The 24986-nt window shown below is 64.7% G+C and carries 21 protein-coding genes; 12 read left to right on the forward strand and 9 right to left on the reverse strand.

From position 1 onward, the window contains the following. Nucleotides 1-60: 60 nt before the first annotated feature. Complete coding sequence (gene dmeF / locus LG367_RS05945; protein ID WP_226468304.1) at nucleotides 61-1056, forward strand: CDF family Co(II)/Ni(II) efflux transporter DmeF; 996 nt, start codon at nucleotides 61-63, stop codon at nucleotides 1054-1056. Nucleotides 1057-1118: 62 nt separating this feature from the next. On the opposite strand, the gene lolA is transcribed toward dmeF, so the two are convergent. The 4 genes from lolA to LG367_RS05965 all read right to left on the reverse strand — a co-directional run bounded on the left by lolA (nucleotide 1119) and on the right by LG367_RS05965 (nucleotide 6146). Further along, nucleotides 1119-1745 carry an outer membrane lipoprotein periplasmic chaperone LolA gene (lolA, locus tag LG367_RS05950; RefSeq protein WP_226468305.1) on the reverse strand — a complete coding sequence of 209 codons (627 nt, stop codon included), beginning with the start codon at nucleotides 1743-1745 and terminating at the stop codon, nucleotides 1119-1121. Nucleotides 1746-1892: 147 nt separating this feature from the next. Then, the gene (locus tag LG367_RS05955) at nucleotides 1893-2408 is read right to left on the reverse strand and encodes a nuclear transport factor 2 family protein (RefSeq protein WP_226468306.1); all 516 of its coding nucleotides are present in this window, start codon (nucleotides 2406-2408) and stop codon (nucleotides 1893-1895) included. Between the two features lie 41 nt (nucleotides 2409-2449). Further along, nucleotides 2450-4753, reverse strand: coding sequence for a DNA translocase FtsK (locus LG367_RS05960; RefSeq protein ID WP_226468307.1), 2304 nt, complete (start codon nucleotides 4751-4753; stop codon nucleotides 2450-2452). 325 nt (nucleotides 4754-5078) lie between these two features. Then, the gene (locus LG367_RS05965) at nucleotides 5079-6146 is read right to left on the reverse strand and encodes an alanine dehydrogenase (protein WP_226468308.1); all 1068 of its coding nucleotides are present in this window, start codon (nucleotides 6144-6146) and stop codon (nucleotides 5079-5081) included. Nucleotides 6147-6359: 213 nt separating this feature from the next. On the opposite strand from LG367_RS05965, the gene trxB reads away from it, so the two are divergent. The 6 genes from trxB (at nucleotide 6360) to LG367_RS05995 (ending at nucleotide 11113) form a co-directional block, all read left to right on the forward strand. Then, nucleotides 6360-7313: a thioredoxin-disulfide reductase gene (trxB, locus tag LG367_RS05970; protein ID WP_226468309.1), complete on the forward strand. Its 954-nt coding sequence runs from the start codon at nucleotides 6360-6362 to the stop codon at nucleotides 7311-7313. 30 nt (nucleotides 7314-7343) lie between these two features. Beyond that, nucleotides 7344-8480: a GNAT family N-acetyltransferase gene (locus tag LG367_RS05975; RefSeq protein WP_226468310.1), complete on the forward strand. Its 1137-nt coding sequence runs from the start codon at nucleotides 7344-7346 to the stop codon at nucleotides 8478-8480. Between the two features lie 28 nt (nucleotides 8481-8508). After that, complete coding sequence (aat, locus tag LG367_RS05980) at nucleotides 8509-9252, forward strand: leucyl/phenylalanyl-tRNA--protein transferase (protein ID WP_226468311.1); 744 nt, start codon at nucleotides 8509-8511, stop codon at nucleotides 9250-9252. 119 nt (nucleotides 9253-9371) lie between these two features. Then, nucleotides 9372-9590, forward strand: a complete 219-nt coding sequence (gene infA, locus LG367_RS05985; protein ID WP_117202246.1) for a translation initiation factor IF-1 — start codon at nucleotides 9372-9374, stop codon at nucleotides 9588-9590. 208 nt (nucleotides 9591-9798) lie between these two features. Further along, nucleotides 9799-10146, forward strand: a complete 348-nt coding sequence (locus LG367_RS05990) for a hypothetical protein (RefSeq protein ID WP_226468312.1) — start codon at nucleotides 9799-9801, stop codon at nucleotides 10144-10146. A gap of 472 nt (nucleotides 10147-10618) precedes the next feature. After that, nucleotides 10619-11113, forward strand: a complete 495-nt coding sequence (locus LG367_RS05995; RefSeq protein ID WP_226468313.1) for a hypothetical protein — start codon at nucleotides 10619-10621, stop codon at nucleotides 11111-11113. Between the two features lie 91 nt (nucleotides 11114-11204). Here the strand turns inward: LG367_RS05995 and LG367_RS06000 are convergent, their stop codons facing one another. From LG367_RS06000 to clpS, 3 genes are all read right to left on the reverse strand, one after another. Then, nucleotides 11205-13175: a prealbumin-like fold domain-containing protein gene (locus tag LG367_RS06000; protein ID WP_226468314.1), complete on the reverse strand. Its 1971-nt coding sequence runs from the start codon at nucleotides 13173-13175 to the stop codon at nucleotides 11205-11207. 286 nt (nucleotides 13176-13461) lie between these two features. After that, nucleotides 13462-15738: an ATP-dependent Clp protease ATP-binding subunit ClpA gene (clpA, locus tag LG367_RS06005; protein WP_226468315.1), complete on the reverse strand. Its 2277-nt coding sequence runs from the start codon at nucleotides 15736-15738 to the stop codon at nucleotides 13462-13464. Between the two features lie 189 nt (nucleotides 15739-15927). Then, nucleotides 15928-16251: an ATP-dependent Clp protease adapter ClpS gene (gene clpS, locus LG367_RS06010; RefSeq protein ID WP_264179798.1), complete on the reverse strand. Its 324-nt coding sequence runs from the start codon at nucleotides 16249-16251 to the stop codon at nucleotides 15928-15930. A 193-nt stretch (nucleotides 16252-16444) separates the two neighbouring features. On the opposite strand from clpS, the gene LG367_RS06015 reads away from it, so the two are divergent. The 4 genes from LG367_RS06015 to LG367_RS06030 all read left to right on the forward strand — a co-directional run bounded on the left by LG367_RS06015 (nucleotide 16445) and on the right by LG367_RS06030 (nucleotide 21163). After that, nucleotides 16445-16927, forward strand: coding sequence for an NUDIX hydrolase (locus tag LG367_RS06015; RefSeq protein ID WP_226468316.1), 483 nt, complete (start codon nucleotides 16445-16447; stop codon nucleotides 16925-16927). A 2-nt stretch (nucleotides 16928-16929) separates the two neighbouring features. Beyond that, nucleotides 16930-18060, forward strand: coding sequence for a tRNA 2-thiouridine(34) synthase MnmA (gene mnmA, locus LG367_RS06020; RefSeq protein ID WP_226468317.1), 1131 nt, complete (start codon nucleotides 16930-16932; stop codon nucleotides 18058-18060). Then, on the forward strand, nucleotides 18060-18659 hold the full coding sequence (gene hflD, locus LG367_RS06025) for a high frequency lysogenization protein HflD (protein ID WP_226468318.1): 600 nt from the start codon (nucleotides 18060-18062) through the stop codon (nucleotides 18657-18659). The genes mnmA and hflD overlap by 1 nt, the downstream gene beginning before the upstream one ends. A 146-nt stretch (nucleotides 18660-18805) precedes the next feature. After that, a complete protein-coding gene (locus LG367_RS06030) occupies nucleotides 18806-21163 on the forward strand; it encodes a hypothetical protein (protein WP_226468319.1) in 2358 nt (785 codons plus the stop codon). A gap of 78 nt (nucleotides 21164-21241) precedes the next feature. Here the strand turns inward: LG367_RS06030 and LG367_RS06035 are convergent, their stop codons facing one another. Together LG367_RS06035 and LG367_RS06040 are read right to left on the reverse strand one after the other, a co-directional pair. Next, complete coding sequence (locus tag LG367_RS06035) at nucleotides 21242-21643, reverse strand: type II toxin-antitoxin system VapC family toxin (RefSeq protein WP_226468320.1); 402 nt, start codon at nucleotides 21641-21643, stop codon at nucleotides 21242-21244. Then, a complete protein-coding gene (locus LG367_RS06040; protein WP_226468321.1) occupies nucleotides 21640-21885 on the reverse strand; it encodes an AbrB/MazE/SpoVT family DNA-binding domain-containing protein in 246 nt (81 codons plus the stop codon). Before LG367_RS06040 ends, LG367_RS06035 begins: the two co-directional genes overlap by 4 nt. 203 nt (nucleotides 21886-22088) lie before the next feature. Here LG367_RS06040 and acnA point away from each other — a divergent pair, with 203 nt between their 5' ends. Further along, entirely contained in the window at nucleotides 22089-24875 is a 2787-nt protein-coding gene (acnA, locus tag LG367_RS06045; RefSeq protein WP_226468322.1) for an aconitate hydratase AcnA, read from the forward strand. The last annotated feature ends 111 nt before the right edge of the window (nucleotides 24876-24986 follow it).

A 24986-nucleotide genomic window follows, 5' to 3' on the forward strand; every position in this document is an offset into this window, starting at 1 on the left:
TGTCCTTCGGGGCCGATGAGCCCCGCTACACTCGAGCCCTCCCCCGCCGCGGAGCCTCCCATGAGCCATCTAGACGCCCTGCACGAATTCACGCATCGCCACGATTACCTGGGCGATCGCCACGAGCGCAACGCACGCCGCACCTGGTACGTGGTGGCGCTGACCGCCGGCATGATGGTGTTCGAGATCCTGGCCGGCTGGTGGACCGGATCGATGGCCTTGCTGGCCGACGGTTTTCACATGGCCACGCATGCGGGTGCGCTCGCGATCGCCGGCTTCGCCTACTGGTACGCGCGGGCGCATCGCGACGATCGCCGGTTTTCGTTCGGGACCGGCAAGATCGGTGATCTGGCGGGATTCTCCAGCGCGCTGATCCTGGCGGTGATCGCGCTCGGCATCGGCATCGAATCGGTGCTGCGCCTGATGAACCCTGTGACGATCGCCTTCGATCAGGCCATCGTGGTGGCGATCCTGGGGCTGGTGGTCAATCTGGTCAGCGCGTGGTTGCTGTCCGGCGATCATCATCACCATCACGGGCATGCGCATGGGCACGAGCATGACCACCATGATCACCACCACGGCCATGATCACGACGATCATCATCATCACGAGCATGCCGGTCATGCGCATTCGCATGCCGACCACAACCTGCGCTCGGCCTATTTCCATGTGCTGGCCGATGCGCTGACCTCGGTGCTGGCCGTGGTGGCGCTGTTGCTGGGGCGCACGCTGGGCTGGGTGTGGATGGATGCGCTGATGGGCGTGATCGGCGCGCTGGTGATCCTGCGCTGGTCCTACGGGCTGCTGCGCGATACGTCAGCGGTTCTGCTCGATGCCTCGGCACCTGCCGGGATGGAGGATGCAATCCGGAAGCGTCTGGAATTCGACGATCACCGCATCGCCGATTTGCACCTGTGGCGTGTCGGTCCCGGGAGTTTCGCCGCGATCGTATCGCTGGTCACGCACCATCCGCAGCCGCTGGCGGATTACCGTGCGCGGCTGGAGGGAGTCGAGTCGTTGGCGCATGTCAGCATCGAGGTGCAGACATGCGGATGAGGGACGCAAATATTTACGCAGTCGTCATCCCAGCTTTCGCTGGGATGACGGCATTTTGATGCCTAGTTCTCGCCGACGACGTCCACACCCTTGCCCGGCGTGTAGGTGAAAGTGCCCTTCGCGAAGGCCGGATTCTTCTTCCAGCCGCTGAACGCGATCTCGGTGCGCTGTCCCAGCGAATCCGTCACCTCCAGCTTCGCCAGCCCACCCTCGCCGAAGCCCAGGCGCGCGATCTGGAAGCTCGCTTCCTGATCACGCTTCGGCGTCAGCGTCAGCCATTGCAGGCCGCCGTCGGTGCCCGCGAGTTCGGAGACGTCGAAGTCGCGCTCCAGCTTGCCCGGCTCGATCAGGGCGGCCAAGGGACTGTTCTGCTCTTCCGCGCCCTGCGGACGCACGGTCACCTGCGACAGATCCGGGTCGTAGACCCAGACCTTCTTGCCGTCGGCCACGATCAGCTGTTCGTAGGGTTTGGCGTATTCCCAGCGGAACAGGCGCGGCGCCGACAAGGCGACGCGGCCGCTGGAGGATTCCTTGCGCTTGCCGTTGGCGTCGAAGACCTGTTGCGAGAACTGGCCGTCCAGGCCTTTCAGGTCCTTGGTGAAGGTGGCCAGGCTGTCGCGCGCGCCGGCGCTTGCGCTGGCGGCGAAAAGCAGGGAAACGAGCGCGAGAACGGTGCGGAAGGCGGGCATGGAAGGCGGTCGGCTTGATGTCGGGGAAAGTGTGCGAAGGGGAAGCTGAACTCGGGCTTGTCCGGGATCGCGGCGAGCCGCCGGAGAACCGGCGGTGCCAGGCGGTGGCCCAATGATCGCAGCGTGGCCACCGTGACCGGATGATCCTCAGTAGGTCATCGACCAGATCACGGAATTGATCTTCCAGCCATCGTCGGTGCGCACCAGTTGCCAGGCTTCCTTACCCCAGTTCGTCTTCTTCGCGCCGTCGTGGTAGCTGTAGTCGAACCAGACAGAGGCGATGCTGCCGTCGGTCTCGATGCGGACGTTCTCGAACTTCTCTTCCTGCGGTTCCTTCTCGGCCACGATCGAATCGATGAATTCGATCGGCCCCTTGCCAACGCTGGGATACACGCGCTTGGCCTCGGGTTTTTTCTTGCGCGTCCGGGCAAGCGTTTCCTCGCTGACCACGGAAGTCCAGGGAATGTCCTCGGAAAACAGCAGAGCCGTGAACTTGGCCTTGTCCTTCTCGATGATCGAGGTGCGGAAGGCTTCGATCACGGCCTCGACCTGCTGTTTCTGAGTGGTTCCTCCCTGGGCGGCCCCGTTCTGGGCGAAGGCGGAACCGATGGGTGCGAGGAAGCAACCGATCGCGCAGACGATCGGCAGAAGATGTTGTTTCATGAGACTCGGTCCTTGAATGAAGATGCAGCGGGTGGCGCGAACTACTTCGGCGGCGGTGGTGCCAGTACCGTGCGGTCGCCGTTGTGCTCGGGCGGAGAGACTACACCGGCCGCTTCCATGGCTTCGACCAGACGCGCGGCACGGTTGTAACCGATCTTCAGACGTCGCTGCACGCCGGAGATCGAGGCGCGCCGCGTTTCGGTGACGATCTTCACCGCTTCGTCGTACAACGGATCGCTCTCGTCCCCTGCTCCGCCGCCGGCTTCCGGCAGGCCGGTGGCGCCGACCACGGTGCCGTCGCCCATGGTCTGCACTTCGTCGAGCACGCCTTCGATGTAGTCGGGGCCGCTGCTGCTCTGTCTCAGATGATCGACGACGCGATGCACTTCCTCGTCGCTGACGAAGGCGCCGTGCACGCGCTCGGGCAGCGCGGTGCCCGGCGGCAGATAGAGCATGTCGCCGTGGCCGAGCAGTGTCTCGGCGCCGGATTGGTCGAGGATCGTGCGCGAGTCGATCTTGCTCGACACCTGGAAGGCGACGCGCGTGGGAATGTTCGCCTTGATCAGGCCGGTGATCACGTCCACCGACGGGCGCTGCGTGGCCAGGACGAGATGGATGCCGGCCGCACGTGCCTTCTGTGCGAGGCGTGCGATCAGCTCTTCCACCTTCTTGCCGACGATCATCATCATGTCGGCGAATTCGTCGATGATGACGACGATGAACGGCAGTGTTTCCAGCGGACGCGGCGCCTCGCCCAGTTCCGGGTTCGGTTTGAACAGCGGGTCCATCATCGGCTGGCCGCTGTCCTGCGCGTCCTTCACCTTCTTGTTGAAGCCGGCCAGGTTGCGCACGCCGACCGTCGACATGAGTTTGTAGCGGCGCTCCATCTCCGCCACGCACCAGCGCAGGCCGTTGGCGGCCTCCTTCATGTCGGTGACCACCGGCGCCAGCAGATGCGGGATGCCCTGGTAGACGCTGAGTTCCAGCATCTTCGGGTCGATCATCAGCATGCGCACGTCCTGCGGACCGGCCTTGTACAGCAGGCTCAGCACCATGGCGTTCACGGCCACGGACTTGCCGGAGCCGGTGGTGCCGGCCACCAGCAAGTGCGGCATGCGCGCGAGATCGGCCACGGTCGGGCGGCCGGCGATGTCCTTGCCGAGCGCGAGAGTGAGCGGGCTGCCGGACTTGTCGTATTCCTTCGAGCGCAGCAACTCGCTGAGATAGATCATCTCGCGATGCGAGTTCGGTGTTTCCAGGCCGATCACCGATTTGCCGGGAATCACGTCGACCACGCGCACCGATTTCACCGACAGGCCGCGCGCGATGTCCTTGTCGAGCGAGCTGATCTGGCTGACCTTCACGCCCGGCGCCGGCTCGATCTCGAAGCGCGTGATCACCGGGCCCGGATAGGCGCCGACCACCTGCGCGTCGATGCGGAAATCCTTGAGCTTGAATTCGATCTGCCGCGACAGCGTTTCCAGCGTGTCCTCGTCGTAGCCCTTGGGCTGCGGCTTGGGATCGTCGAGCAGCGCCAGCGGCGGGATGCCGGAGCCGTCACCGACGTTGAACAGCGGGATCTGCTGCTCGCGCTTGGCGCGGTCGCTCTTCTCCACCTGCGCCGGCGCCGGCGGTTCGATCTTGACCGGGGCGCGCTTGGCGCGCAGTTCGGTCTCGATCTTGCGGGTTTCCTCGCGTTCCTCGCGATGGGCGCGCGCTTCCTGCCATTCCGCCGCCTGCTGAGTGCTGCGGCGGAACAGCGCCGGCAGCTTGAGCACGAACTGGCCGATGCGGTCCATCACCGCGAACCAGGACAGGCCGGTGGCCAGCGTCACCGACACCAGCAGCAGTGCCAGTAGAAAGAGATTGCCGCCGATCGGGCCGAAGCCGCGATACAGCGAATTGCCGACCAATCGGCCAAGGATGCCGCCGGCACCCGCCGAGAAATGCTCGACGTTGCCAAAGCGCAGATACAGCAGGCCGGTGGCGGACACCAGAAAGCCGACGATGCCCATCAAACGCAGCGCCGGGCCGAGATCGGGATTGCCGTCCCCGTCCTTATCCATGCCGAACAGGGCGATCCAGGCGATCGCGCCGAGCATGATCGGCAGCAGGAAGGCGACGTAGCCGGTCAGGTACAGCAGCACGTCGGCCAGCCAGGCGCCGACGCGGCCGCCGAGGTTGTGCAACGGCGTGGTGACACTGCCGGTGCTGGAGGACCAGCCCGGATCGTTCGGCGAATACGTGAACAGGCTGGCCAGCAGGTATAGCAGCAGCGGCGCGATCAGGATCAGCGCGATGTCGCGCCACAGACGCTGGCGTTGCGGATTGCCACCATCAGGCATGCCGCGACCATTGGATGCGGCCGCGGCGCCCTGAGACGCGGAAGCGCGTGGACGTTTGCTGCGTTCCGGGAGCGGACGGGATGCCACCGTGCGGTTATACCTTAGGAAATCTCTGCAATGCGATGATTCTACGCGATTATTTCGGTTTGTGACCGCTTTCTCTTCTTCCCCTCGGAGATCGGAGCCGCTTCAAGCGGCCGAGCGTCGCGAGCCACCGGGCGAGGTCGGGAGAACTGCCTGCCTGGGAGCCTCCCATGACAGATCGTTTCCCGCCCTCATCCGCCCCGGTGGGCGCCTTCCCCGAAGAGAAGCAAGAGAGAAGACTTTACAGCTTCATGCCCTGCAAGGCCGGGTGCACCAGCTTGCCGCCTTCGACGTTGATGCCGCGCGTCAGCGCCGCATTGTCGCGCCAGCTGCCGGAGGCGAGCTTGTTCACCCACGGCAGGATCGCCGCGCAGATCGCTTGCGAGGAGGTCTGCGGCACGGCACCCGGCATGTTGGTGACCGCGAAGTGGGTGACGCCCTCCTCCACGTAGGTCGGCTCCTTCCAGGTGGTCGGACGCGAGGTCTCGAAGCAGCCGCCCTGATCGATGGAGATATCGACGACCACGCTGCCGTCCTCCATGCCCTTGAGCATCTCGCGGCTGACCACGTGCGGCGCCACCGCGCCGGTCACCAGCACGGCGCCGATCACGAGGTCGGCCGAGGCCACTTCGCGGGCCACGACTTCGTCGTAGGGATACAGCGCGGTGACGTTGTTGCCCAAGCGCATCATCTCGTCCATGCGGTCCTGGCGCTTCTCGAACACGACCACGTTGGAGCCGCCGGACGCGGCCAGCGCCGCGGAGTTGCCGCCGGCCTGTCCCGCGCCGAACACCACCACCTTGCCGCGCTCGGTCGACGGCAGGCCGCCGAGCAGCTTGCCCTTGCCGCCCATGGGCTGGTGCAGCAGGTGCGTGCCGACCTGCACGCCGATCTTGCCGGCGATCACCGACATCGGCGCCAGCAACGGCAGGTCGCCGTTGTCGAGCTCGACGGTCTCGAAGGCGATGCCGGTCAGGCCGATATCGAGCAGGCGCTTGGTCAGCGCCGGCAGCGGTGCCAGATGCAGATAGCAGAACAGCAGATGATCCTTGCGCAGGAGCGCGAGGTCGCCCTCGATCGGCTCCTTCACCTTGACGATCAGCTCGCCCTTTTCGTACAGCGCCGCCGCGTCCGGCGCGATCTTCACGCCCAGGCGCGTGTACTGCTCGTCCTTGAACCCGGATTTGATGCCGGCATCCTTCTCCAGCCAGACCTCGTGTCCACGCTTGACGAGATCGCCCGCCGCCGCCGGCACCAATGCCACGCGGCCTTCGAGAGTCTTGGTTTCCTTGGGTACGCCGATACGCATGTGCTGTGCTCTCTAGCTGTTTGGTTTGAAAGGCAATCGCCGCATCAGGTCAAGACGGCAAAAACCCGCACGGGAGGGCGCGGGTTCGGGCGTGGCTTGCGTTGTGGCGAACTAATCGTTTCAGCGTTGTGGGTGATCGCCGCCTTGAGTTGGCGCTTCCGCGCCGCCAAGCTATACGACCCGAGACACTGAAATTTCACTCCGCGAGTATACATGACCACCTCGAAGCACTGCCGCCTGCTGATCCTCGGTTCCGGCCCCGCCGGCTGGACCGCTGCCGTCTACGCGGCCCGCGCCAACCTGAAACCGGTGGTCGTGACCGGCCTGCAGATGGGCGGCCAGCTGATGACGACCACCGAGGTCGACAACTGGCCCGGCGACGCGCACGACCTGCAGGGCCCGGCCCTGATGGCGCGCATGCAGGCGCACGCCGAACGCTTCGACACCGAAGTGGTCTTCGATCACATTCATACCGCCGACTTGTCGCAGCGCCCGTTCCGTCTGAAGGGCGACAACGGCGACTACACCGCCGACGCGATCATCATCGCCACCGGTGCCACCGCCAAATACCTCGGCCTGGAATCGGAGGAGAAGTTCAAGGGACGCGGCGTCTCCGCCTGCGCCACCTGCGACGGCTTCTTCTACAAGGACCAGGACGTGGCCGTGGTCGGCGGCGGCAACACCGCGGTCGAGGAAGCGCTGTATCTGTCCAACATCGCCCGCAAGGTTTACCTGGTGCATCGCCGCGACACCCTGCGCGCGGAAAAGATCATGCAGGACAAGCTGCAGGCCAAGATCCAGGCCGGCAAGATCGTGCCGGTCTGGCACCACGTCGTCGACGAGGTGCTCGGCAACGAGGCCGGCGTCACGGGGTTGCGTCTGAAGTCGGTGCAGGACGAGAGCACGCGCGAGATCGACGTGCACGGATTCTTCGTCGCCATCGGCCATACGCCGAACACCACGTTGTTCGAAGGGCAGTTGGCGATGAACAACGGCTATTTGGAAATCCGCTCCGGCTTGGGCGGCGGCGCCACCGAGACTTCGGTGCCTGGCGTGTTCGCCGCCGGCGACGTCGCCGATCAGGTGTATCGCCAGGCAATCACTTCCGCCGGCTTCGGCTGCATGGCGGCGCTGGATGCCGAGAAGTTCCTGGACAAGGATGCCTGAGCGGCGTCACGGAATCATGAGCCGTCGCGGATGACGAACGTCCGCATCATCCAATCACTTGCCGAGATCCCGGGGCGGGATTGGGATGCCCTGCACGACGGCACCAATCCGTTCGTCGCGCATGCATTCCTGGAAGGTCTCGAACGCCATGGCTGTCTGCGCGCCGACTGGGGTTGGACGCCACATCATCTGACGTTATGGCGAGACGGCGAGCTGATCGCCGTCGCGCCGGGATACCTCAAGGACAATTCCCACGGCGAGTTCGTTTTCGACCACGCCTGGGCGCACGCCTACGCGCGTCACGGCCGCGAGTACTTCCCGAAATGGTTGTGCGCGGTGCCCTACTCGCCCGTCACCGGGCCACGCCTGCTGGCGCGCGACGATGCTGGTCGACGGCAATTGCTCGCGGCGATGCGCGGCCTCGTCGAACGCAAGGGTCTGTCGTCGGCGCACGTCAATTTCCATCGCGAGAGCGAGGACACCGCGTTCGACGGAATGTCCGACGATGCATGGCTGTCGCGTACAGACGTGCAATACCACTGGCGCAATGAAGCGGGCTGGCGAGACTTCGACGAATTCCTCGCCGCGATGGATCACAAGCATCGCAAGAACATCCGCCAGGAGCGCGCCAAGGTCATGCGCGCCGGCGTCACGTTCCGGGTGCTGCACGGCGACGAAGCGAGCGAAGCGGACCTCGAAGCGATCCATGATTTCTATCTGCAGACTTTCGCCGAGTACGGCAACTCGCCGGCGCTGACGCTCGATTTCATCCGCCATCTCGCGACATCGATGCTGCGCAATCTGGTGCTGATGCTGGCCGACCAGGACGGCGAAACGATCGCCGGCGCGCTGTGCCTGCGCGGCGGCGACACGCTTTACGGCCGCTACTGGGGCGCCACCCGCCAGATCCCGGGCCTGCATTTCGAGACCTGCTACTACCAGGGCATCGAATACTGCCTGCGCGAAGGCCTGCGCGTGTTCGAACCCGGCGCGCAGGGTGAGCACAAGATCGCGCGTGGCTTCCTGCCGACCTTCGTGCGCAGCCGTCACTGGATCGCCGATCCGGCGTTCTCCGCCGCCCTCGAGCAGTGGTGTCGTGACGAAACGGTTGCACTGCGGCGTTATGCGAGGATGCTCGAGACGCATACACCGTTCCGCCGCGAATAAGCATGAATGACGCGGAGTCCGTTCGCGCATGAGCTATCACCTTCCCAAACTCGGTGATGATCCGCAGGCGCCGTTTCCGGACGCCGAAACCGCATTGCGCCGCCCGGATGGCCTGCTCGCCTTCGGCGGCGACCTCTCGCCGCCGCGGTTGCTCAACGCCTATGCGAACGGCATCTTCCCGTGGTTCTCGGCCGGGCAGCCGATCCTGTGGTGGTCACCCGATCCGCGCACACTGTTCCGGACCGATAGCGTGCGGCTGTCGTCGCGCTTCCGGCGCGATCTGCGCCATGCATCTCGGATGTCATCATGGGTGATCCGGGCCGATACCGCGTTCGAGGCGGTGATCCGCGCCTGCGCCTCCATGCCCAGGCGCGGGCAGGACGGCACCTGGATCACCGACGAGATGCTGGCGGCCTACGCCGAACTGCACCGTCTCGGCCATGCGCACAGCATCGAAGTCTTCGATGGCGTGAGGCTGGTCGGAGGCCTCTACGGCGTGGCGGTCGGCCGGATGTTCTTCGGCGAGAGCATGTACTCGGGCGAAAGCGGCGGCTCCAAGCTGGCCCTGGCGGGCCTGGCGCGGCGCTTGGCGGCCTGGGGATGGCCGCTGATCGACGCCCAGGTCGGTAGTTCCCATCTTTTCAGCCTGGGAGCGGAATCCTGGCCGCGCAGCGATTTCCTCGCGCGCGTCCACGAGTTGGTGTCGATTCCAGCGTCTCCCGGAGGCTGGACGGCGCGTTTCGGCGCCCTGCCCGTTTCCGATCTGGCTTGATGCTGACTCTCGAGTGCGGTCGCCCGAATAACGAAATTTTGCTCATAGAGCCGTCCCGTGGCAGAATGTCGCGCTCTTTCGGCGCTCCGCGCCGGGCATCACACGATTGCACAGGATGTATGGCGAAAGACGACGTCATCGAATTTGAAGGCACGGTTTCCGAAACGCTCCCGAACACCATGTTCCGGGTGAAGCTGGAAAACGGCCACGAGATCATCGCCCATATTTCCGGGCGCATGCGCAAGAACTACATCCGTATCCTGACCGGCGACAAGGTCAAGGTGGAAATGACGCCCTACGATCTGACCAAGGGGCGGATCACTTATCGCATGAAATGATTCACCTGAATTGATAGCGCGACACATGCACGGAAAAAGGCGGCCTCGGGCCGCCTTTTTTCTTTGGTCGCCAAGAATCCGGTGGTGAATCTAGGCCGGAAGTCATCGGTGGCGAAGGTCATGACGACTTCCTGCAGATTTTGCGCACGCGGCGAATCGCTACTTTGCTCGCGAGCTCAATCCGAGCTCGACCACCGAGATTGCCCTCATGTCATTGCTCAACAAGATGATCCTGGCCGGTTCGTTGTTCGCGTGCGCGGGTACCGCGTTCGCGGCGTCCGGCGATGGTTGCGTGGATATCAGCGATGCGCGCACCGTGTCGGCGTTCGGCACGCAGTACGCGCTCGTCAAGGATAACGATGCGTATTACAAACTCGGCTTCCGCGGCAACGGCTGCGATGCCTTGACCCTGGCCACCCAGGTGGAAGTTTCGGCGGACAACGGCCGTCTTTGCCCGAAGACCAGTCACGTCACGACCAAGCGCGGCAGCTGCGACGTGATGAAGATCGAACAGATCGAGCAGCAGTCCTACGAGCGCCTGCGTCGCCGGCGATAAGACCGGGCAACGAAGGCAATCGCGCCGGGACGATCGTTCGCCCAGGCATCCCTGCGCTTGTCGGATGCCCTGCTTGGTTGCCGCCGCATGGCGCGGCCACTGCGTCCGCGGCTTACGGCGACGAATCCGTGATGCGTACCGAGAGACCGGCCTGAAGGGCCCGGGATCGCTGGGCTGCGGCGACGGACCGGGCCGGACGATCGAAGGTGATTGGCGGGCTGCATCCACGATCAGACACGAAGACGCCGACGGGTCCCGTCGGCGTTTTTTTGTGCCTGCCCGGGTCGGAGCAGCCCGGCTTGATGATCGCTCCCCTCCCGGACATCCCGAGCGGCCAGAAGCCGGCGAAGCTGAATAGGCTTCATAATGTGAAGTTTGACAATATTGAATGTGATATAAATCACAAATATGATGCGCACCGCACTGAGGTGCACCCGCAGTTCCGACCATCACATTTACAGGGGAATCAAGCATGTCTTTCCGTCTCGCTGCCTTGAGTCTGGCGCTGGCCGTCGCCGCTGTTGCCGTTCCGACCCACGCCCAAGCAGCTGAATCCGATTGCCGCTTCACCCAGGGTTATTGGCAGAACCGTGCCCAGAACGCCGGTGATTTCACTACCGACATCTGGCTGTCCCTGCGCGATCAGGCCTTCTACAGCTCCGGTCTGACCTATGGCCAGGTCCTGCTGGTGTCGCCGCGCGGCAACGCCTACTGGATCCTCGCCCATCAGCTGGTGGCCGCCCAGGCCAACTACGCCAATGGCGCCGATCCCACTGGCGATACCGCCGCCGCGCTGACCCGCGCCGACGAAATCCTGTCCGCCTACACCCCGCAGCAGATCGCCGCGCTGCCGAAGACCGATCCGCTGCGTCAGGAACTCATCCAGCTCGCCAATACCCTGGACGACTGGAACAATGGCCTGATCGGGACCGGCCTGTGCTCCGGTGGCGGCAGCTTCGCTCCGTAAAACGGATCGTTCGCGATCCTCTGCGACAAACGAAACCGGCGGCCATGAGGCCGCCGGTTTTTTCATGGGCGCGTGCCTGGCTCGGTCGTCGCTATTTCACCGAGCACGACAAGGTGAATCTCAACGAGCTGTTGGCGGGCAACGCCGCCAATGCGACACCGGATTGCAGCGAGGACACGCTGACCGTGGGACAGGTGGCGCCGCCGCTCACCACGGCGCATTGCACGTCGACGCAGTCGAGGCTGCTGGTCAGCGGGTCGCTCAGGACGCTGCCGCTGGCATCGCCCGGCCCGCTGTTGCTGACGACGATGCTGTAGGACTGGAGGCTGCCCTTCCCGACCGTATCGCCGGGCTGATCGCTCGCGCCCGCCGAGGGCGTGTTGGTCTTGGTGATGCTGAGATTGCTGGTGGTGACGGTATTGGTGAAGGTACAGGTGACCGTTTCCCCCGCCGATACATTGATGCTGGCGACGCGGGTGGCGGCGTTGCCGCTGCTGTTGCCGCCGTTGGGATCGTTGCAGACCAGGCCCGTGAGCGACCAGCCGGCGGCCGTCGCCTCGGTGACGGTGTAGCTGCCCGGCGCGACGCCGACGAAGGTGCGGGTGTTGGACAGCGTGGCATCGCTATCATCGTCCAGACTGAACGCACTGAGGCCGGTGCCGGAAGTGGTGAAGCTGAAATCCTGCGCGTCGTTGGGGACGGCGTCCTTGACGATGACGATCGTTCCGCCGGGCGTATTGGTCAGGGTGCAGGTGATGTTGTCGGTCAGGCTCTGCGGCGTGATGGTGAAACTCTGCCCCGCCCCTGAAGGCAGGACCGTCGTCGAACCGGTATTGGCATTGGTGCAGGCGATACTGGTGGCATAGCTGCTCAGGTTCGTTGTGCCGGCGGCGGCTTCGGTCAGCGTGTAGGTCGCGCCGGCCGCGACCGTGGTCGCTCCGGTGGTGCCGGTGCCCGGCGTGACCGTGGCGCCGGTACCGGCAGTGGTGCTGTTGGCGGCGCTGTTGATGACCGTGCCGCCGGCATTCTTGATCTGCGTCGTGAATTGATCGGTGGCCTGCAGACGTCCGCTGGCGGCGAGCGCCTTGTTGACGGTGATGGTCGGTGCATCCAGGGAGACACTGACGATCACGGCATCGCCGTTGTTGGCGACCGCCACCGGCTGCCATCGCGACGAGCTGGTGTTGCTGCGCATGTAGACCTTGATGCTCACCGTGCTCAGACCGGAACCATTGATCCGCACCGATCCGCACGCGGCCTGGTTGAGCGTGCAGGAGACGCTGGGCGCGCTGACCGTGGAATAGATCCAGTTGGCGCCATAGCTGAGACCGTTGACGGTGCCGGCACCCACCGCGAACGGCGTGTTGCCGGACAGCCGGGTCAAGCTGACGCCGCTGGTGACGACTTCGAATTCCTGCGAGAAGTTGATGGTCTCGCTGGTCGACGTATCGCGCGCAAAACCGCCCAGGCCCGAGAAGTGCAGCACGGGGTTGGTGACGGGCTGGCTGAAGCTCAGCGTGAGGGTGGCCATGTAGAAGCGCGTGCCCGTCGGGAGATTGGCGTTGGCGAAGGCGCGGGTCGACGTAAACAACTGCGCGCCCGCGTTGGTGCCGACCGTGATGCCGGTACCCGCGGCGGCGCCTCCGGTGGAGGTGAAGTTGGCGTTGGCCGGGGAACCGACGGCGGACATCGGCGAATAAAGACCGGTACTCGTCAGCAAAGGAGCGAAGTTGTTCGCGTCCGCGCCGAAATTGACGGCCACGCCGGTCGGCGATTCGGTCACCGTATTGAGCGTGTACTGCTGATCGCCGAGCGAGTAAGTGACCGTGAGCGCGGGATTGGTGGCGATGAAGCTGTTCCCGGTCGGATTGTCGGTGTTGTTGCGGATCGTGACGGCCTGCGGCGCCGTCGATGGGCCGGACCCGGCGGGACCGCTGTTGGTCGGCGTCGTGGCATTGCTGATCAACTCGAGCGATTGCGCCGCCCATGCGGGCGTGGCGGCCAGGCACAGCCAAAGCAAGCCACCGGCCGCCGGCCGGCAGGAATTCCTGATTCTGCTCACATCCCCTCCCTGCTCCTCCGGCGCCCCTAAGCGGTGCCCCTCGCGCCCGGCCGGATAACGGGTACGTGAGAGTGATTCAAGTCACAAAAATATGATGCCATAGATCACATTGACGTGAGGGCGGCGTCATGGGGCTCCGGCGCGTGCCGGGCCAAGAGGCGATTGTCGGAGCCAGGGAGATAGGCCTTTGGGCCGGGAACTGGCATGCCCGCCCTTACGGCGGGTTCACGAGGGCGAACACGGATGCCGGGACTCCCGTCCCGGCGATCCTGCGCTGCCCGGATGCTTAAACGGAAACCGGCAGCAGCTTTTCCGGTTCGGCCTGCACGTCGAGCACGATCTCGCCGTCCTTGACGTCGACGCCGACGCGGCCGCCCTGCACCAGCTTGCCGAACAGCAGTTCGTCGGCGAGCGGGCGCTTGATCTTGTCCTGGATCAACCGTGCCATCGGACGCGCGCCCATCAGCGGATCGAAGCCGTGCTGGGCCATCCAATCGCGCGCGGCCGGCGTGGCCGAGAGCGTGACGTTCTTTTCGTGCAGTTGGGCTTCCAGTTCGATCAGGAACTTGTCGACCACGCGCAGGATGTGCTCCATGCCCAGCGCCTGGAACTGCACGATCGCATCGAGGCGATTGCGGAATTCCGGCGAGAAGCCCTTGCGGATCACTTCCATCGCATCGGTGCTGTGGTCCTGGCGGGTGAAGCCGATCGAACGGCGTGCCGCCTGCGCGGCGCCCGCGTTGGTGGTCATCACCAGGATCACGTTGCGGAAGTTCGCCTCGCGTCCGTTGGTGTCGGTGAGGATGCCGCGGTCCATCACCTGCAACAGGATGTTGAAGATGTCCGGATGCGCCTTCTCCACCTCGTCGAGCAGCAGCACGCAGTGCGGCGTCTTGACGATCTTCTCGGTGAGCAGGCCGCCCTGGTCGAAGCCGACGTAGCCCGGAGGCGCGCCGATCAGGCGGCTGACCGAATGCGGCTCCATGTACTCGCTCATGTCGAAGCGCACCAGCTCGATGCCGAGTTGCAGCGCAAGCTGCTTGGTCACCTCCGTCTTGCCGACGCCGGTGGGGCCGGCGAACAGGAAGTTGCCGATCGGCTTGTCGGGATTGCCCAGGCCCGAGCGGGCGAGCTTGATCGCCGAGGTCAGCGTTTCGATCGCCGGATCCTGGCCGAAGATCACCATCTTCAGATTGCGTTCCAGGTGCTCGAGCACGTCCTTGTCGGAGGCGCTGACCTGCTTGGCGGGAATGCGCGCCATCTTCGCCACGATCGTCTCGACTTCCTCGACATCGATCAGACTCTTGCGCACGCCTTCCGGCAGCAGCCTTTGACGCGCACCCGCCTCGTCGATCACGTCGATGGCCTTGTCGGGCAGCAGGCGGTCGCCGATGTGCTTCACCGACAGGTCGACGGCCGCCTTGATGGCGTCGTCGGCGTAGGTGACGCCATGGTGCGCCTCGTACTTCGACTTCAGGCCTTGCAGGATCTCGATGGTCTCGCCCACCGTCGGCTCGACGATGTCGATCTTCTGGAAGCGGCGGGCCAGCGCGCGATCCTTCTCGAAGATGCCGCGGTATTCCTGGAACGTGGTCGAGCCGATGCAGCGCAGCTCGCCCGAGGCCAGGGCCGGCTTGATCAGGTTGCTGGCGTCCATGGTGCCGCCGCTGGCGGAACCGGCGCCGATGATGGTGTGGATTTCATCGATGAACAGCACCGCGCCCGGAATCTTCTTCAGCGCGGACAGTACGGCTTTCAGGCGCTTTTCGAAGTCGCCACGGTACTTGGTGCCGGCGACCAGGGCGCCGAGGTCCAGCGAGTAGATGGTGGCGTCCATCAATACGTCCGGCACCTCGCCGTCGACGATGCGCTTGGCCAGGCCCTCGGCGAGCGCGGTCTTGCCGACGCCGGCCTCGCCCACGTAGAGCGGATTGTTCTTGCGGCGGCGGCAAAGCACCTGGATCGTGCGCTCGATTTCCTCGGCGCGGCCGACCAGCGGATCGATCTTGCCATCCAACGCCATCGCATTGAGATTGCTGGCGTACTCGGCCAGGGCGTCGCCCTTGCCTTCGCTCTCGCCGCCTTCGGATTTCTGCCCGGATTCCTCGCTTTCGCGCGGTTCCTCGCCACCGGTCTTGGCGATGCCGTGCGAGAGATAGTTGACGACGTCCAGCCGGTTCACATCCTGCTGGTTGAGGTAGTAGACCGCGTGCGAATCCTTCTCGCCGAAGATCGCCACCAGCACGTTGGCGCCGGTGACTTCCTTCTTGCCGGAAGACTGCACGTGGTACACGGCGCGTTGCAGCACGCGCTGGAAGCCGAGCGTGGGTTGCGTGTCGCGGGCGTCGTCGTCGGCCAGGCGCGAGACCGAACTGGCGATGGCCTGTTCGAGATCGCTGCGCAGGCGGTTGAAGTCGGCGCCGACGGCTTTGAGGACGGCTTCTGCGGAAGGATTATCGAGCAGCGCGAGCAACAGATGTTCGACCGTCATGTATTCGTCGCGCGCCTCGCGAGCGCGCTTGTAACACTGGCCGATGGAGTATTCGAGATCTTTGGAGAACATGGGGCGGGAGCCTCCTGAACGTCTGTTACCCAGATGGGGCCACCGACCGGATTTTCCATGCCCGCCCCGTGCTGTCGTTTTAGGCCTTTTCCCCTGTGCTCCGCAAGATGTACAGGTGGCGGGACGCAGAATCCCACGGCAACGATTCAGAGAGCGTGCACAAGCTCTCCTTTCTGGCTCACGTCCGGCTTACGCTTTCTCCATCGTGCATAGCAGCGGATGCTGGTTGAGACGGGAATATTCGTTGACTTGCGCCACCTTGGACTCCGCCACTTCGCGCGTGTAAACACCGCAAACGCCGCGGCCGCGAGTGTGCACGTGCAACATCACCTGGGTGGCCTTGTCGAGATTCATGGCGAAAAAGCGCACTAGAACGTCGACGACGAAGTCCATCGGCGTGTAGTCATCGTTCAGCAACAAGACGGAATACAGCGGCGGGCGTGCCACTTCCGGCTTGCTGGTTTCCACGGCGACGCCGTGATCATGCTCGTGTTCGCGTGGGGTGTTGGCCATCCGCGAATTATACGAGGGGCGCCGTCGCGTTGAAAAATGCACGCTCTCCGCATTTCGCGTCGCCAATCCAGGATCGGTCGGCATCAGGTTGGCATCGACACGCCGCCGTGAATCAATCACTTGTACGATCGATCCGCCGAATGGCGGCCCAATGGTTGGGCACGGTGCGGACATGGCATGTGACAATAGTCCTATGAGCTATCGCGAAGGACGTTTCTGGCAACCCGACGTGACCGTCGCCACCCTCGTGGTCGACGGCGGGCGCCTGCTGTGCGTGGAAGAGCGCGTCAACGGCGGACTGGTGCTCAACCAGCCGGCCGGCCACCTTGAACCGGACGAAAGCCTGGAACAGGCCGCCCTGCGCGAGACGCTCGAGGAAACCGGCTGGGATGTGCGCCTGACCGCCTTCGTCGGCGCTTATCAATGGAAGGCGCCGCCACGCGACGGCGAAAGCGATGGCCGGCATTACCTGCGTTTCGCCTTCGCCGCCGAGCCGGTCGCCCACGACCCGGCGCGTCCGCTCGACGAGGGCATCGTGCGCGCGGTCTGGATGACGCCGGCCGAACTGCTGGAGGCGCGCGAGCGTCATCGCAGTCCGCTGGTCTGGCAGGCGGTGACCGATCACCTGGCCGGACAGCGCTATCCGCTGTCGATGCTGACGCATCTGGTGGTGTGAGCATGACCGTTGTCCGGACCATCGTTGGCATGTCGGGCGGTGTCGATTCGTCGGTGGCCGCCCTGCTCTTGCGCGACGCCAACGAACCGATCGCGGGCCTGTTCATGCAGAACTGGGCCGACGACGGCAGCGGCGACTGCCGCGCCGAGGATGATCGCCGCGATGCGGTGGCGGTGTGCGGGCGTCTCGGCTTGCCGATCCACTTCCGGGATTTTTCGAAAGAATATTGGGACGGTGTGTTCGCCTACTTCATCGCCGAATACGCTTCCGGCCGCACGCCGAATCCGGACGTGCTGTGCAATCGCGAGATCAAGTTCAAGCATTTCCTCGATGCCGCCCGTGATCTCGGCGCCGAGCGCATCGCCACCGGACACTACGCGCGAGTCGCGAACAACGCCGGCCGCTGGCAGCTGTTGCGCGCCCGCGACCGTGCCAAGGACCAGAGCTACTTCCTGCATCAGCTCGGGCAGGCGCAGCTCGCGGCGACGTTGTTCCCGCTAGGCGATCTGGCCAAGCCGGAGGTTCGCCGCATCGCCACCGAGGCCGGACTTCCGACCGCCGCCAAGAAGGATTCCACCGGCATCTGCTTCATCGGCGAGCGCGATTTTCGCGAATTCCTGTCGCGCTATCTGCCGGCCAAGCCCGGCGAGATGCGCACGCCCGACGGGCGTGTCGTCGGCACGCACCCGGGCGTGTTCTATTTCACGCTCGGACAGCGCGAAGGCCTGCAGCTCGGCGGCGTGCGCGGATTCGATGCCGCGCCCTGGTATGTGGTCGGCAAGGATGTCGAACGCAATCTGCTGTATGTCGATCAGGGCAGCGACAGCCCCTACTTGCTGTCGGGCGTCGCGAAGACCGAGACCGCGCACTGGATCGCCGGCAGCCCGCCGGCTTCCGCTTTCACCTGCACCGCGCAGATCCGCTATCGCCAGACGGATGAAGCCTGCGACGTGCAGGTGACCGACGACGGCACGCTGGAAGTCCGCTTTGCGCGTTCGCAGCGCGCGATGACACCGGGCCAGTCGCTGGTGCTCTACGACGGCGACGTCTGCCTGGGCGGCGCCGTGATCGCATCCACCGATGCGCCCCTGGAAATCACCCTGCCATTGCCGCGACGGGAGGCGGCGGCCTGATGCACGAACGTATCCTCGCCCTCGCCGGCCTGCTGCAGGCGCTCAAACAAGTGCGCCGCGTCGCCGAAACCGGACAGGCGGAGGGCTCGGTGCTGGAAACCGCGCTCGACAGCGTGTTCCGCATCGACGCCGAATCGCCGGAGGCCGTCTACGGCAATGTGGAAGCTCTCCGCCCCGGCCTGCGCCTGCTGCGCGAATACTTCCGCAACGAGAACAAGGACGAGGCACTGCCGCGGCTCGCGCTGGCGGTGCTGCAGATCGAACGCCGCTTCGTGCGCGACGGCGCGATGGCCGCGCACGTGCACGAGGGCATCCTCGCGACCGCGCCGCTCGCGGAACGCCTGGGCAGCACCCATCCCGAAGTGCTGACCGCGCTCGGGCAACTGTATGCGGACACCATCAGCCACCTGCGCCCGAAGGTGATGGTGCAAGGCAATCCGCATTATCTCGGACAGAACGACATCGTCTCGGAAATCCGCGCCGTGCTGCTGGCGGCGGTGCGCTCGGCGGTGCTGTGGCGGCAGATGGGCGGCAGCCTGCTCGATTTCCTGTGGAGCCGGCGGCAGATGCTCGCGGCGATCGACGCTTCCCTGCGTTAATCCTATTGCGTTGATCGCCTTGCATGAATCATTAATGCGGAGTCCTAGGGTCGCCCCTAGCTGGTGACGGAATGACGTGCTGACTACTCTCGGGCGGATTGTCCTGTGGATGCTTGTCATCGTCTGCTACCTGCAAGGGGATTCGCATGAACGACACCGTCCGGAGAGCTCCGCCTCCGCCGCCTCCCCCACCGCCGCCGCCTCGCGATCCGGCCCCGCGTCCGCAGTCGCAACAGATCAAGACGGCCGACGACGCGATCACCCAGACCACGACCGACAACGGTCTGTACGGCCAGACGCACCCGGATACCATCCAGAATCTCCACGACAGCCGTGACGCGGCGATCGAACGCGCCAATCAGGCCAAGGACTGGAGCGGAATCCATCAGATCGAGCAGGCCTATCAGCAGGCCGAGGACAAGCTCGATGCCGCCAACGACCAGTATGTGACGCGCACCGTCGCCGACGACGTGCGTGGTCAACTGGGCCAGTTGGAAGACCCGTCCAAATGGGCGCAGCCGGCGACGGCGCAGCAGCAGAATCTGGGCAAGATCGCCACGGCGATGGAAACCCTGGCCAACGCGGTCAAGGGCATGGACGATCCCGCGGCCAAGACGGCGCTGGTCGACAACGTCCTCGGCGATCTGCAGGGCGCCATCCAGCAGAACTACAACAGCGGCGCCAGCTTCGAGAACAAGTCGATCCTGGAGCAGACCGGCCGCCTGGCCGCGATCGCCAAGGAATCCGGCAACACCGGGCTATTCAACAAATTGGTGGATCAGGCCAGCAGCAACCCTGCTCTCAGTGATGTCATGCCGGACGAGTTCGGTACGGCCCGCATGACGCTGGACGACAAGGCATCGATGGAAGGCATCTCGATGTACATCGATCTTGCCAAGCGGGCGCAGGTCGATGGCGCGAGCCAACCGTTCGCCCTGGTCGAGCGCATCATCAGCTATCACAACTCGGAAACCACGCGGCTCACGCAGGAATACGCCAACCATACGAAGGATCTGAACTGGCACGTCGCCAACCTGGGCCAGAACGCGACGCCGGAGAACCTGCAAAAGGCGGTCGACAACTACCTGCAGGCGCAAAGTCCCGAATGGCGGAGCAAATACGAATCGTTGCGGGGTGAGCTGGCCGAACATGGCCAGTTGATGTTGGACGCCGCCAACGAGCTACGCACGTCGGTGCCGGAACTCAAGGCGCAAGCGCTGACGGAAACCATGTTCAGTTCCAAGGAATCGCAGTTCGCGGTGAAGCTGGCGCTGCAGGAAAACCCGAACCTCGCCACCACCCCGAACATGGTCGCCACCCGTGACTGGATGGCGGCGGCGGCCGGCGGTGGCGGCAGTGGCTTCAAGGCCACGCCGCAGATCGCGCAGGCCTTGGGCACGACATTCCTGCGGCAGCAGGTGAGCAGCGCGATGATGGAAGGCATCAACGCGGGCGGCACGCCGGATCCGCAACGCCTGGTCTCCGATCTGGAAGCGCTCAAATCACCTGGGCTGGCGCGCTCGCTCGGCCTGTCCGATCAAGCGCTGAGCAATGCCATCGATGAGCTGCGCACGCTCAACACCGAAATCGCCAACGGCGATGCCCGCACGCCGGAACAGCTGCGTGCGCTCGTCGACCGACTCAACGGCGACCTGAGCACGCAGGAAGCCTTCGCGGCCGACACCGCCGGTGGACAGGTCTTCCGCAGCCTCGCCTCGACCGTCAGCGCCTTGTCCTTCGCCAAGGCGACGTCGATGGCGCTCGACGATCCTGATTTCATCAACGTCGTCAACGCGACCGCGCAAGGGTTCGACGTCGCCCAGCAAATCTCGCAGATGGGCACGGGCGCGGGCCTGATCAGCGATACCAGCGCGCTGGGCCGTTACGCGAACAGTGCCGGCGTCACCAAGCTGCTGGGCAGCGTGGGTGTCGCCCTGGATGTGGTCGGTGCCGTGGAAGCCTTCGGCGAAGGCGACGCGCTACAGGGCGCGTTGCAGACCACCAGTGCCCTCGGCGGCGCGGTCGCCATCTTCGGCGCGGGCTCCGCATGGGGACCGGCGGGCGCGATCGTCGGCGGCGTGGCCGCATTGACCAGCCTGGGCGTGAGCGCGTATCGCGAGAAGCAGGAAGCCGACAAGTATCAGACCGATACCGCGAAGAAGTTCATGCAGGATGTCGGCTTCAACGAACAGACCGCAGGCATTCTGTACGACACCAGCGGCGAGGGCCTGAGCCCGCTGCCGCTGTTGACCCACTACGCGGCCGAGCGTGGGCTGACTCCGCAGCAGACGGCCGATTTCCTCAACAGCCTCGGCACCGAATACGGCGGCACATTGCTCAAGAACATGCGCGATGTCGGCCACAAGGTGCTCGACAACGTCGATGGCGATCTGGGCAGGCTCGACAGCGGCACGCCGTTCAACAGCCAGCTGCAGCAGTCGTTCAATACGCGCGTGGAGATCTGGGCAGCGCAGAACGGCGTGCGATTGCCGCCTCCGCGGTAATTGCGCTGCTGACGCGGGAATGGCGAGTCAAGATGTTCGTCATTCCTGCTACGGCGGAATTCGCGTTGAGTCGGGGATTCAATCCGGCACGATCAGCTTCAGGCCCTTGAAGTAATCCCGATAGAACCCGGCATCGCGGGTGATCAGGCCATCGCATTGCAGCAGCGCGTGCGCGCCGATCAGGAAATCGGCGACCACGCGCTCGCGCTTGCCCCCGCGCGTGCGGAAGCGGCGATACATGTGGCCGGCGCGCATCGCGGCACCCTCGTGGGTCGATTCGTAGCGGATGCCCAGCGACGCCAGGGTGTCCAGCAGGCTGACCGAGGTGTCCAGCATCGCCTGCACTTCGGCCACGACGGCGTCGCAGACGACCACGTCCTCCCGCGCCAGCGCCTCGCCGATGCAGATTTCCGACGACTCGGCATGCACCGGGTCGCCGATCAGGACATCAAGCAACGTTGACGAGTCGAGTGCGATCATTCCACTGGATCGCCCGGAGCGCGGCCGCGGACGGCGCGCAGGGCCTCGTCGGTGCTGGTCATCCCATCGACCAGCTTGAACTTGCCGCGCACCTTGCGCAGTGCTTCAGTGACATCTTTGCGCAGGATGATGCGGCCGCCGTCCAGCTCCACCTTCAGGGTGGTGCCTTTGGTCAGGCCCAGGGCGTCTCGAACCGCCTTGGGCAGCGTGATTTGGCCGCGTTCGGCGACAGTGGCTTCCATGGGACGCCTCCTATGCTGTTCCGGGCATGGCTGTTCCGGGTATGGATGGAGCATACATACTTTCATTTGCATACTCAAACCGTCATACTGTACGCGGATCCTTCCGCAAGAGCCCGCACATCCAGGTGCGGACTTTCCACCAAAAGCGGATTCTTCAGACACCACTGCCAGGGCTCCCCGCCCCAGCCATCAGGAACAGTCCCATGCCCGCCCACGATTCCTTCTCCACCCGCACCCGCCTGGACGTCAACGGCAAGTCCTACACCTATTCCAGCCTCCCCAAGCTCGGCGAGCGCTTCGACATCACCAAGCTGCCCTACTCGATGAAGATCCTGCTGGAGAACCTCCTGCGCCATGAGGATGGCGGCATCACCGTCGGCAAGGAGCACATCGAGGCGGTGGCGACCTGGGACGCGACCAAGGAACCCGACACCGAGATCGCCTTCATGCCGGCGCGCGTGGTGTTGCAGGACTTCACCGGCGTGCCCTGCGTGGTCGATCTGGCGGCGATGCGCGACGCGGTGGTGAAGCTCGGCGGCAAGCCGGAGCAGATCAATCCGCTGATTCCCTCCGAGCTGGTCATCGACCACTCGGTGCAGGTCGACGTGTTCGGCAGTCCGGACGCACTGGATTTGAACGGCAAGATCGAGTTCGAGCGCAACAAGGAGCGCTACGGCTTCCTGCGCTGGGGCCAGAAGGCGTTCGAGAACTTCAAGGTGGTGCCGCCGAACACCGGCATCGTGCACCAGGTGAACCTGGAGAACCTCGCCCGCGTGGTGATGGAGCGCGAGGTCGACGGTGAAACCCTGGTGTTCCCGGACACCGTGTTCGGCACCGACAGCCACACCACCATGATCAACGGCATCGGCGTGCTCGGCTGGGGCGTGGGCGGTATCGAGGCCGAGGCCGCGATGCTGGGCCAGCCCTCCTCGATGTTGATCCCGCAGGTGGTGGGCTTCAAACTCACCGGCCAGCTGCCCGAAGGCACCACCGCGACCGACCTGGTGCTGACCGTCACCCAGATGCTGCGCAAGCTCGGCGTGGTGGGCAAGTTCGTCGAGTTCTACGGCGACGGCCTGCAGCACCTACCGCTGGCCGACCGCGCCACCATCGCCAACATGGCGCCCGAGTACGGTGCTACCTGCGGCATCTTCCCGATCGATGCCGAATCGCTGACCTACCTGCGCCTGTCCGGCCGCTCGGAAGAGCAGATCGCGCTGGTCGAGGCTTATGCCAAGGCGCAGGGCCTGTGGCACGACGCGCAATCGCCACATGCCGTGTACTCGGCCACGCTCGAGCTCAACCTGGGCGACGTCAAGCCCTCGCTCGCCGGCCCCAAGCGCCCGCAGGACCGCGTGCTGCTGGAAGACGTGCACAGCAATTTCAGCGAGAGCCTCGGCCCGCTGATCGCCAACCGCAAGACACAGGGCAACGGCGGCGTTGCCCGTCTGGACGCCGAGGGCGGCGATCAGCCGCAGGCGGAGCACCTGGCCGCTGCGCCGGTATCCAAGATCCGCATCAACGATCAGGACGCCGAGCTGTCCGACGGCTCGGTGGTGATCGCCGCGATCACCTCCTGCACCAACACATCGAACCCGGCGGTGATGCTCGGCGCCGGCCTGCTGGCCCGCAACGCCGTCAAGCTCGGCCTGAAGGCCAAGCCCTGGGTGAAGACCTCGCTCGGGCCGGGCTCGCTGGTGGTGACCGATTATCTGAAGAAGGCCGGCGTGCTCAGCGATCTGGAGAAGCTCGGCTTCTACGTGGTCGGCTACGGCTGCACCACCTGCATCGGTAACTCCGGCCCGCTGCCGGACGAAGTGTCCAAGGGCATCGCCGAGAACGAACTGGTCGTGGCCTCGGTGCTGTCGGGCAACCGCAACTTCGAAGGCCGCGTGCATCCGGAAGTGAAGGCGAACTACCTCGCCTCGCCGCCGCTGGTCGTGGCCTACGCCATCGCCGGCACGGTGAACATCGACCTGACCACGCAGCCGATCGGCCACGACAGCGCAGGCAAGGATGTCTATCTGCGCGACATCTGGCCGTCCAACAAGGAAATCGGCGACGCCATCGCCGCCACCGTCGGTCCGGAACTGTTCGCGCAGAACTACGCCGACGTGTTCAAGGGCGACACCCGCTGGAACCAGATCGCCTCGCCCGATGGCCAGTCCTACCAGTGGGACGGCGACTCGACCTACATCAAGAATCCGCCCTACTTCGACGGCATGACCATGGCGGTCGGCTCGATCGACGACATCCACGGCGCTCGCGTGCTGGGCCTGTTCGGCGACTCGATCACCACCGACCACATCTCGCCGGCCGGCAACATCAAGAAGGATTCGCCGGCGGGCCGCTTCCTGCAGTCGCGCGGCGTGCAGCCCGCCGACTTCAACAGCTACGGCTCGCGCCGCGGCAATGACGACGTGATGGTGCGTGGCACCTTCGCCAACATCCGCATCAAGAACCTGATGTTCGGCGGTGAGGAAGGTGGCAATACGCTGTATTTTGGCAAGCACACCGACGCCAAGAGCGGCGCGGCTCCCGAAAAGCTGGCGATCTACGACGCCGCCGTGAAGTACAAGGCCGATGGCACGCCGCTGGTGGTGCTGGCCGGCAAGGAGTACGGCACCGGTTCCTCGCGCGACTGGGCCGCCAAGGGCACCAATCTGCTCGGCGTGAAGGCCGTGATCGCGGAAAGTTTCGAGCGTATCCATCGTTCGAACCTGGTCGGCATGGGCGTGCTGCCCTGCCGCTTCCGCAACGGCGAGAACGCGCAGAGCCTGGGGCTGGACGGTTCGGAAGTCTTCGACGTCACCGGTCTGCAGAAAGGCGCCTCGAAGACGGCCACCGTCACCGCCACCAAGGCCGACGGCAGCAAGAAGAGCTTCGAGGTCGACGTGCTGCTGCTGACGCCGAAGGAAGTCGAATACTTCCGTAACGGCGGATTGCTGCAATACGTGCTGCGTCAGCTGGCGGCGAAGAAGGCGGCCTGATTTAAAGACGGCCTGACTTAAGTCGTTCGGTTCACTTCCCGAAATCCCCGCTCAAGCGGGGATTTCGCTTTCAGGAAGCATCGTTTTAGTTCGAGATATCCCGAGCGGGAT

This window comes from Luteimonas panaciterrae (genome assembly GCF_020511115.1).
Lineage (GTDB): Bacteria > Pseudomonadota > Gammaproteobacteria > Xanthomonadales > Xanthomonadaceae > Luteimonas > Luteimonas panaciterrae.

Bases quoted from the DNA above. Each gene is read 5' to 3' on its own strand.
- dmeF (WP_226468304.1), top strand. From the start codon at position 61: ATGAGCCATCTAGACGCCCTGCACGAATTCACGCATCGCCACGATTAC.
- lolA (WP_226468305.1), bottom strand. From the start codon at position 1,745: ATGCCCGCCTTCCGCACCGTTCTCGCGCTCGTTTCCCTGCTTTTCGCC.
- LG367_RS05955 (WP_226468306.1), bottom strand. From the start codon at position 2,408: ATGAAACAACATCTTCTGCCGATCGTCTGCGCGATCGGTTGCTTCCTC.
- LG367_RS05960 (WP_226468307.1), bottom strand. From the start codon at position 4,753: ATGCCTGATGGTGGCAATCCGCAACGCCAGCGTCTGTGGCGCGACATC.
- LG367_RS05965 (WP_226468308.1), bottom strand. From the start codon at position 6,146: ATGCGTATCGGCGTACCCAAGGAAACCAAGACTCTCGAAGGCCGCGTG.
- trxB (WP_226468309.1), top strand. From the start codon at position 6,360: ATGACCACCTCGAAGCACTGCCGCCTGCTGATCCTCGGTTCCGGCCCC.
- LG367_RS05975 (WP_226468310.1), top strand. From the start codon at position 7,344: ATGACGAACGTCCGCATCATCCAATCACTTGCCGAGATCCCGGGGCGG.
- aat (WP_226468311.1), top strand. From the start codon at position 8,509: ATGAGCTATCACCTTCCCAAACTCGGTGATGATCCGCAGGCGCCGTTT.
- infA (WP_117202246.1), top strand. From the start codon at position 9,372: ATGGCGAAAGACGACGTCATCGAATTTGAAGGCACGGTTTCCGAAACG.
- LG367_RS05990 (WP_226468312.1), top strand. From the start codon at position 9,799: ATGTCATTGCTCAACAAGATGATCCTGGCCGGTTCGTTGTTCGCGTGC.
- LG367_RS05995 (WP_226468313.1), top strand. From the start codon at position 10,619: ATGTCTTTCCGTCTCGCTGCCTTGAGTCTGGCGCTGGCCGTCGCCGCT.
- clpA (WP_226468315.1), bottom strand. From the start codon at position 15,738: ATGTTCTCCAAAGATCTCGAATACTCCATCGGCCAGTGTTACAAGCGC.
- clpS (WP_264179798.1), bottom strand. From the start codon at position 16,251: ATGGCCAACACCCCACGCGAACACGAGCATGATCACGGCGTCGCCGTG.
- LG367_RS06015 (WP_226468316.1), top strand. From the start codon at position 16,445: ATGAGCTATCGCGAAGGACGTTTCTGGCAACCCGACGTGACCGTCGCC.
- mnmA (WP_226468317.1), top strand. From the start codon at position 16,930: ATGACCGTTGTCCGGACCATCGTTGGCATGTCGGGCGGTGTCGATTCG.
- hflD (WP_226468318.1), top strand. From the start codon at position 18,060: ATGCACGAACGTATCCTCGCCCTCGCCGGCCTGCTGCAGGCGCTCAAA.
- LG367_RS06030 (WP_226468319.1), top strand. From the start codon at position 18,806: ATGAACGACACCGTCCGGAGAGCTCCGCCTCCGCCGCCTCCCCCACCG.
- LG367_RS06035 (WP_226468320.1), bottom strand. From the start codon at position 21,643: ATGATCGCACTCGACTCGTCAACGTTGCTTGATGTCCTGATCGGCGAC.
- LG367_RS06040 (WP_226468321.1), bottom strand. From the start codon at position 21,885: ATGGAAGCCACTGTCGCCGAACGCGGCCAAATCACGCTGCCCAAGGCG.
- acnA (WP_226468322.1), top strand. From the start codon at position 22,089: ATGCCCGCCCACGATTCCTTCTCCACCCGCACCCGCCTGGACGTCAAC.